Source organism: Duganella callida, from assembly GCF_004614165.1.
GTDB classification, from domain to species: domain Bacteria; phylum Pseudomonadota; class Gammaproteobacteria; order Burkholderiales; family Burkholderiaceae_D; genus Rugamonas; species Rugamonas callida.
On the sequence record NZ_SPVG01000112.1, the window covers coordinates 1 to 7026 of the forward strand.

Sequence of the window (7026 nt, forward strand, 5' to 3'; positions counted from 1 at the left end):
AGGTCGCGCAGCGCCGCCAGATCCTGCGGCTGCAGGTAGACGCCGGGCGCGGCGGCATTGCACTGGTAGACCAGCTCGTTGATGCCGGTGCCGGCCAGGCCGACCAGGTGCGCGCCCTGCTGGGCCGCGAGCCGGCCGGCATAGGCGATCGCCGGCTGCGCATGCGCACTGGCGTCGACGTGGACCAGGATGGTTTTGTAGCCCATGGCAGCGTTCCTCACGGCGACCGTCAATCGTCTTCCGGCGCCCACAGCGCCGGGTCCCTGGGTGGCCATTGCGGCGGATAGCCGACCGACTGGGCCGCGATCACCAGCCGGTTCGAAGGCAAACCCATCAGCGCCGCCAGCTCGGCCCGGTCGATCCAGCAGCGCACCACCGTCGACAAGCCCTCGGCGGCGCAGAACAGATACACGTTCTGGCTGATGAAGCCGGTGTCCAGCGCGGCAAAAAACTGCTGTTCGACGCGCGGGCCGTCGTGGTCGTCGTCGACCTTGGCCACATAGATCAGATCGAGCGGCGCGCGCGCCACGTATTCCTGGCCGCCGCTGGCCGCGCGCAAGTCGCGCGCCACCACCGGCTGCAGCGTCAGTTCGCGCGCATCGAAGCGGTACAGGCCGGCGGGCAGGGCCACATAGATCTCGATGTCCTGCTTGTTGCCGACCGACGGCGCGGTGCGCAGGCCCTGCTCGGGCCGGTTGATGCCGAACGCCGCCCACAGCAGCCGCGACAGCCGGTACAGCGACAGCTCGCCGGCGCCGAATTCGCGGCTCGAGCGGCGCCGCAACAGCACTTCGGACAACGCGATGCTGAGCGGCGAGCAATCGGCATCCAGCAGTTGCGCCTCGCGCGCGATCAATTGCAATGGCTGTAGTTTCTCTTCAGACATGGCTCCTCCCGCATAAACTAAGACAACGATAGGCGTGCGGCGAGATGAAATCCTTGATCTGGATCAAAGAGAACCGGCTTGGCAGGATGGGACAATCAGTGCTGCCACCCCGTCTTTTATGGAGCCACCATGACCGCCCTGTCCGCCGCGCAGTTGCATACGCTCGCACAGCGCCTGCAGCTGCAGCGCGCCCAACTGGTCGCCCGCCTGCGCCAGCGCCTGCACCAGGCCGACGAGGAACAGCAGCTCGCCCTGTTCAACGACTATGAAATCGATGCCGACCTGGCTGCCGCCAGCGAACTCGGCGACACCGACCTCGCGCTGCTGCAGCACGAGCTGGCGCAGCTGCGCAGCGTCGACGCGGCGCTGGCGCGCATGCGCGAGCACCGCTACGGCGTCTGTGCCGGCTGCGAGGCCGCGATCGCGCCGGTGCGCCTGCTGGCCCAGCCCGACGCGCGCCTGTGCCACGCCTGCCAGGCCGAGCGCGAGCGGCGCGCCATCGCCGGCCTCAGCTGATGGTGATCTGGCGGCCGGTCTTGCCGACCTTCTTCGGCAGGGTCAGCGCCAGCACGCCGTCGCTGTAATGCGCCTGCACCTTCGCCTCGTCCACCTCGTGATCGAGGGTGAAGCTGCGGCGCTGCAGGCCGTAGGCGCGTTCGGTGCGCAGCTGCTTGCCGTGCTTTTCCTCGCTCTCGGATTTGAGTTCGGCGGCGATCGACACCACATTGCCCTGGACGTCGACCTTGATGTCCTCCTTCTTGACGCCGGGAATCTCCGCCTTCACCGTGTAGTTGGCGTCGTTCTCCAGCACGTCGATCTTGATGCGCGGTTCGATCTTCCAGTCGCGCAGCGCCGGGCGCAGGCTGAAGTCGCGGAACCAGTCCTCCAGGCCGTTGAACGGCTCGAAACGGGCGATGTCGGCGAAGGGATCGAAACGGGTCAGATGGTTTGCCATGATGTGCCTCACTGTTCAGGGATTGCGCGCGTCCGGACGGACGCGCCCCATGATCGTATTGAGTCGGTGCGGCGATTTGATTGATCTGGCTCAAACGCACGCAAATTGGCGCGCGCGCCACTCAGCCATGGAAGTTCTCGGACACTTTTGATCTAGCTCAATTACCACCCCGATACCGGCTTGATAGCATAGTCGGGACATCGCGTTCGGCGGTGGTTGCGGGGGGGGCGTTATGGAACGTTACACTGAAGCGGTGCATGCGCGCATGCTCGACATCCTGCGGCAAGGCCGCGACCTGACGCTGGCCACCATCCGGCCGGACGGCTATCCGCAGGCGACCACGGTCAGCTATGTACACGAAGACCTGACGCTGTACGCCGGCATCGGCCTGGACAGCCAGAAGGCCCACAATATCCAGCACAACCACAAGGTCTCCGCCACCATCAACCTGGACTACACGGACTGGAACCAGATCCGCGGGCTGTCGCTGGGCGGCAAGGCCGACTTCGTGCGCAATGCCGCCGAGATCGACCACATCAGCCGCGCCCTGCTGGGCAAATTCCCGCAGGCGCGCACCTTCGTCCAGGGCATGCCGGCGCTGCGCGCCCAGGGTCTGCTGTTCCTGCGCATCACCCCGACCGTGATTTCCCTGCTCGACTACAGCCAGGGATTCGGCCACACCGAACTGTACGCGGTATGGCCGGAGCCGGGCCAGCCGGCGCTGATGGAAACCCTGGCGCCCTGAGTCCGCCACGCTTACGAACCCGTTCTCACATGGAGGCAGCCATGGCTTACCGTACCATCCTGGTCCATCTGGACCCCACCGCCAACGCCGCGCCGCGCATCCGCCTGGCCGCCCACCTGGCCGAGCGCGACGACGCGCACCTGGTCGGCACCGCGCTCAGCGGCCTGCGCCGCTACATGTACGCCGGCAGCCCGTTCGACATCAGCGGCGCCATCGCCGCCGGCTACCTGGACGCGGTCGCGCGCCAGGCCGAGCAGGCGCTGGCCCAGTTCGACCGCATCACCGCCCAGATCGGGGTGCAGTCGGTCGAACGGCGCAAACGCGAGGAAGACGACTATGCCGGCCTGTGCCTGCAGGCGCTGTATGCCGACCTGGTGGTGCTGGGCCAGCCCGACCCCGAGCACTCGGTCGACGGCGCGCCGCTGGCCGACCTGGCGCCGCACGTCATCCTCAACTGCGGGCGGCCGGTGCTGCTGGTGCCGAAGGAAGGCGCCGCCGACAGCATCAGCCGGCACGCGCTGGTGGCGTGGAACGGCAGTGTCGAGGCGGCGCGCGCCGTCAGCGCCGCCATCCCGCTGCTGCGCCACGTCGGCCGCGTGACGGTGGCGCTGTTCGGCGAGCAGGCCCAGGCCGAGCAGCGCGAAGCCGGCGCCGACATCGCGCTGTACCTGGCGCGCCACCAGCTGCAGGTCGAGGTGCAGCGCCGCTCGGCGCCGGTCGACACCGGCAACGCCATCCTGTCGCTGGCGGCCGACCTCGGCGCCGACCTGCTGGTGGCCGGCGCCTACGGCCACAGCCGGTTCCGCGAAATGCTGCTGGGCGGCGCCACGCGCACCATCCTGTCCGCCATGTCGCTGCCGGTGCTGATGGCGCATTGAGCGGCCGACGCCATGCCCGACGGCCTGTCCCCCCACGAAGCGGCGCGCATCCTGCAGCGCGACGGCTATAACGAGCTGCCGGCGGCGCCGCCGCGCACCGCCGCGCGCCTGGCGCTGGAGGTGTTGCGCGAGCCGATGTTCGTGCTGCTGATCACGGCCGGCGCGGTGTACCTGCTGCTGGGCGACCGCGGCGACGCGCTGATGCTGCTCGGCTTCGTGCTGGTGACCATGCTGATCACCATCGTCCAGCAACGCCGCACCGAGCGCGTGCTGGACACCCTGCGCGAACTGTCCAGCCCGCGTGCGCTGGTGGTGCGCGGCGGCGTCCGGCAGCGCATCGCCGGCCGCGAGGTGGTGCGCGGCGACCTGCTGCTGCTGGAGGAAGGCGACCGCGTGGCGGCCGACGCCGTGCTGCTCGAATGCCACGATCTGTTGCTCGACGAATCGCTGCTGAGCGGCGAGTCGGTGGCAGTCCCTTGCAGCGCGAGATCGGCGCGCTGGTGCGCCGCTTCGCCTGGCTGGGCGGCGCGCTGTCGCTGCTCAGCGTGCTGCTGTTCGGCTGGCTGCGCGGCGACTGGCTGAACGGCCTGCTGGCCGGCATCAGCCTCGCCATGTCGCTGCTGCCCGAGGAATTCCCGGTGATCCTGACCGTGTTCATGGCGCTCGGCGCGTGGCGCATCTCGCGCCACCAGGTGCTGACGCGCCACAGCCCGGTGATCGAGGCGCTGGGCGCGGCCACCGTGCTGTGCGTCGACAAGACCGGCACGCTGACGGAAAACCGCATGACGCTGCAGGCCGCCATGGTCGAGGACCGCCGCTACGCGCTGGCCGGCGTGGCCTGGTACCACAGCTCGGGCGGGACGTAGCGGCTGCCGGGCCGGTGGCGCGCCAGCCGGTAGCGGCGGTTGGGATGGTCCGGCTCGCTGACGATGCCGGCGTTGTGGCCGCCGCTGGTCAGCACGAACTCGATGTCGGACGCGACCAGCTGGTGGATCTTGTACACCGAGCGCCACGGCGCCACGTGGTCGGCCTCGGTGGCCACCGCGAACAGCGGCACGCGGATGTCGCCCAGCGACACCGGCTTGTCGTCGACCTGGTAGCGGCCCTCGGCCAGGTCGTTGCGCAGGAACAGCTTGAGCAGGTATTCGCTGTGCATGCGGTAGGGCATGCGCGTGGCGTCGGCGTTCCAGGCCATCAGGTCGGTCATCGGCGGGCGCCGGCCCAGCAGGTATTCCTGCGCCAGCCGCGACCAGATCAGGTCGCGCGAGCGCAGCAGCTGGAAGGTGGCGGCCATCTGCCGCGTGTCGAGGTAACCGCGGCTCCACATGATGTCCTTCAGGAAGTCCAGCTGGCTTTCATCGATGAACAGCGACAGTTCGCCGGCCTCGGTGAAGTCGGTCTGGGCCGCCAGCAGCGTGAGCGAGCGCAGGCGCTGATCGCCGCCGCTGCGCGCCAGGTGGGCGGCGGCGATCGCCAGCAGCGTGCCGCCCAGGCAGTAGCCGACCGCGTGCACCGCCTGGCCGGGCACGATGGCGCGCACCGCGTCCAGCGCCTCGAGCACGCCGAGGCGCAGGTAGTCGGCCAGGTCGAGGTCGCCGTCGAGGCTGCCCGGGTTGTGCCAGGACAGCATGAACACCGTGTGGCCGCGCGCCACCAGGTAGGCCACCAGCGAGTTGTGCGGCGACAGGTCGAGGATGTAGTACTTCATGATCCAGGCCGGCACGATCAGCAGCGGCGCGGCGTACACCTCGGCGCCGGCCGGCGCGTACTGGATCAGCTCCATCAGGCGGTTCTGGTAGACCACCCGGCCCGGGGTCAGCGCCACCTCGCGGCCCGGCACGAACCGCTCGGCGCCGGGCGGCGGCTGGCCGCTGCTGTGGCGCTCCCAGTCTTCCAGCAGGTTGAACCAGCCGCGCCACAGGTTGCGGCCGCCCTCGCGCACGGTAGCCTGCAGCACCTCGGGATTGGTGGCGATGAAATTGGCCGGCGAGGCCACGTCGAGCAGTTGGCGGGCGACGAAGGCCACCACCTGTTCGTGGTGCGGCGAGACGCCGCCGACGCCGGTGGTGGCGTTGTGCCACCACTGCTGCTGCAGCAGGAACGCCTGCGACACGTAGTTGAACGGCCACTGGCGCCAGGCCGGCGCGTCGAAGCGGTGGTCCTGCGGCAGCGGCGCGATGCAGGCGGCGGTGCCCGGCTCGAGCAGCGCCTGGCCGGCGTAGCGCTGGAAGCGCAGCGTCTTGCGCCCGGTCTTTTCGGCCAGCCGCACCCACTTGGCCGGCGACAGCGCCAGGTGGCGCGCCCAGTCGGAAAACGCCAGCGACAGCGCCACCGGCGAGATGCCGGCGGTGACGCGGCCGATGGCCGCGTGCAGCAGGCGGTCGACGTGCGACGGCGCCTCGATGTCGGCGCCCGGCGCGGCGGCGAAATAGGGCGGCGGCGTGGTCATGGGCGTGCTCGGTGTCGCGTCTTGCATGGGCGGTCTCCAGGGTGAGGGTGGTCAGCGGTGCAGATATTTCATCAATTCGAACCAGGCCGTCAGCGCGGCGCCCAGCAGCAGCGCGGTCAGCACCTGCGCGCCCGGCAGCGCGGCGAAATGGAACAGTTGCCGCAGTTGCGGCAGGCTGAGCGCGGCGGCCAGCACCAGCCCGGCGCCGGCCACCAGCCCCCACTGCGTGCGGCTGGTGCGGCCCAGCAAGGCGGTCACGGTCACGGCCAGCGAGCGGTCGGCCATCATCAGCGCCAGGTTGCCGCTGACCAGGCAGATGAACGCCATCGCGCGCGCCTGGCCCGGCGCCAGCCCGCGTGCGAGGCCGATGAAATACACCGCCGCCACCACCGCCAGCAAGCCCGCGCCCTGCAGCACGGCAAACGCCAGCCCGCGTAGGCCCAGCAGCGGCGTGTCCGGCCGGCGCGGCGCGCGCCGCATCAGGTCGGCATCGGCCGCTTCGCTTTCGAACACGATGGCGCAGGCCGGGTTGATGATCATTTCGAGGAACACGATGTGCACCGGCGCCAGCGCCAGCGGCGTGCCCAGCAGCAGCGGCAGCAGCGCCATGCCGGCGATCGGCAGGTGCGCCGCCACCACATAGGTCAGCGCCTTGCGCAGGTTGTCGTAGATGCGGCGGCCCATGCGGATCGCGTGCACCAGCGCGCTCAGGTCGTCGGTCAGCAGCACCAGCGCCGACGCCTCGCGGGCGACGTCGGTGCCGCGCTGGCCCATGCTGATGCCGATGTGGGCCGCCTTCAGCGCCGGCGCGTCGTTGACGCCGTCGCCGGTCATGGCCACCACCTCGCCGGCGGCCTTGAAGGCCTTCACCAGCCGCAGCTTCTGTTCCGGCAGGATGCGCGCATACACGCTGACAGCGGGCAGCACGGCGCGCAGCGCGGCATCGTCCAGCGCCTGCAATTGCGCGCCGCTGAGCACCGGCTGCGCCGGCAGGCCGGCCGCCGCCGCGATGGCCTGGGCGGTGGCGGGGTAGTCGCTATTGTTGGCGAGGTGGGGCGGGCGCACGGCCGGATCGCCGCTCAGCATCAGGTTGCGCAGCGAGACGGCGATATC

The 7026-nt window shown here is 70.0% G+C and carries 10 protein-coding genes; 5 read left to right on the top strand and 5 right to left on the bottom strand.

Annotation, left to right across the window (positions count from 1 at the left end; genetic code table 11):
- Together E4L98_RS11455 and E4L98_RS11460 are read right to left on the bottom strand one after the other, a co-directional pair.
- Positions 1–206 (bottom strand): universal stress protein (locus tag E4L98_RS11455; protein WP_167761317.1); only part of this gene is annotated, 206 nt, incomplete at its 3' end.
- 23 nt (positions 207–229) lie between these two features.
- Positions 230–886 (bottom strand): SagB/ThcOx family dehydrogenase, encoded by a 657-nt coding sequence (locus E4L98_RS11460; protein ID WP_135201694.1) that lies wholly within the window; start codon positions 884–886, stop codon positions 230–232.
- A gap of 129 nt (positions 887–1015) precedes the next feature.
- Between E4L98_RS11460 and E4L98_RS11465 the strand changes: the two genes are divergently transcribed.
- On the top strand, positions 1016–1402 hold the full coding sequence (locus tag E4L98_RS11465) for a TraR/DksA family transcriptional regulator (RefSeq protein ID WP_135201695.1): 387 nt from the start codon (positions 1016–1018) through the stop codon (positions 1400–1402).
- Here the strand turns inward: E4L98_RS11465 and E4L98_RS11470 are convergent.
- Entirely contained in the window at positions 1395–1841 is a 447-nt protein-coding gene (locus E4L98_RS11470; protein ID WP_135201696.1) for an Hsp20/alpha crystallin family protein, read from the bottom strand. The two genes, E4L98_RS11465 and E4L98_RS11470, sit on opposite strands and share 8 nt — an antisense overlap.
- Before the next feature lie 232 nt (positions 1842–2073).
- Here E4L98_RS11470 and E4L98_RS11475 point away from each other — a divergent pair, with 232 nt between their 5' ends.
- The 4 genes from E4L98_RS11475 to E4L98_RS31390 are packed head-to-tail and all read left to right on the top strand — an operon-like array spanning position 2074 to position 4330.
- Positions 2074–2586 (top strand): pyridoxamine 5'-phosphate oxidase family protein, encoded by a 513-nt coding sequence (locus E4L98_RS11475; RefSeq protein ID WP_135201697.1) that lies wholly within the window; start codon positions 2074–2076, stop codon positions 2584–2586.
- A 41-nt stretch (positions 2587–2627) separates the two neighbouring features.
- Positions 2628–3464 (top strand): universal stress protein, encoded by an 837-nt coding sequence (locus E4L98_RS11480; protein WP_135201698.1) that lies wholly within the window; start codon positions 2628–2630, stop codon positions 3462–3464.
- A 12-nt stretch (positions 3465–3476) separates the two neighbouring features.
- Positions 3477–4046, top strand: a complete 570-nt coding sequence (locus E4L98_RS11485; protein WP_503826139.1) for a P-type ATPase actuator domain-containing protein — start codon at positions 3477–3479, stop codon at positions 4044–4046.
- On the top strand, positions 3941–4330 hold the full coding sequence (locus tag E4L98_RS31390; RefSeq protein WP_503826140.1) for an HAD-IC family P-type ATPase: 390 nt from the start codon (positions 3941–3943) through the stop codon (positions 4328–4330). The genes E4L98_RS11485 and E4L98_RS31390 overlap by 106 nt, the downstream gene beginning before the upstream one ends.
- On the opposite strand, the gene E4L98_RS11490 is transcribed toward E4L98_RS31390, so the two are convergent.
- A complete protein-coding gene (locus tag E4L98_RS11490) occupies positions 4282–5940 on the bottom strand; it encodes a PHA/PHB synthase family protein (RefSeq protein ID WP_135201699.1) in 1659 nt (552 codons plus the stop codon). The two genes, E4L98_RS31390 and E4L98_RS11490, sit on opposite strands and share 49 nt — an antisense overlap.
- A 24-nt stretch (positions 5941–5964) precedes the next feature.
- A partial coding sequence (locus E4L98_RS11495) for an HAD-IC family P-type ATPase (protein ID WP_135201700.1) occupies positions 5965–7026 on the bottom strand: 1062 nt, incomplete at its 5' end.

Coding starts and splice junctions, on each gene's coding strand:
- E4L98_RS11460 (WP_135201694.1), bottom strand. CDS start 886: ATGTCTGAAGAGAAACTACAGCCATTGCAATTGATCGCGCGCGAGGCG.
- E4L98_RS11465 (WP_135201695.1), top strand. CDS start 1,016: ATGACCGCCCTGTCCGCCGCGCAGTTGCATACGCTCGCACAGCGCCTG.
- E4L98_RS11470 (WP_135201696.1), bottom strand. CDS start 1,841: ATGGCAAACCATCTGACCCGTTTCGATCCCTTCGCCGACATCGCCCGT.
- E4L98_RS11475 (WP_135201697.1), top strand. CDS start 2,074: ATGGAACGTTACACTGAAGCGGTGCATGCGCGCATGCTCGACATCCTG.
- E4L98_RS11480 (WP_135201698.1), top strand. CDS start 2,628: ATGGCTTACCGTACCATCCTGGTCCATCTGGACCCCACCGCCAACGCC.
- E4L98_RS11485 (WP_503826139.1), top strand. CDS start 3,477: ATGCCCGACGGCCTGTCCCCCCACGAAGCGGCGCGCATCCTGCAGCGC.
- E4L98_RS11490 (WP_135201699.1), bottom strand. CDS start 5,940: ATGCAAGACGCGACACCGAGCACGCCCATGACCACGCCGCCGCCCTAT.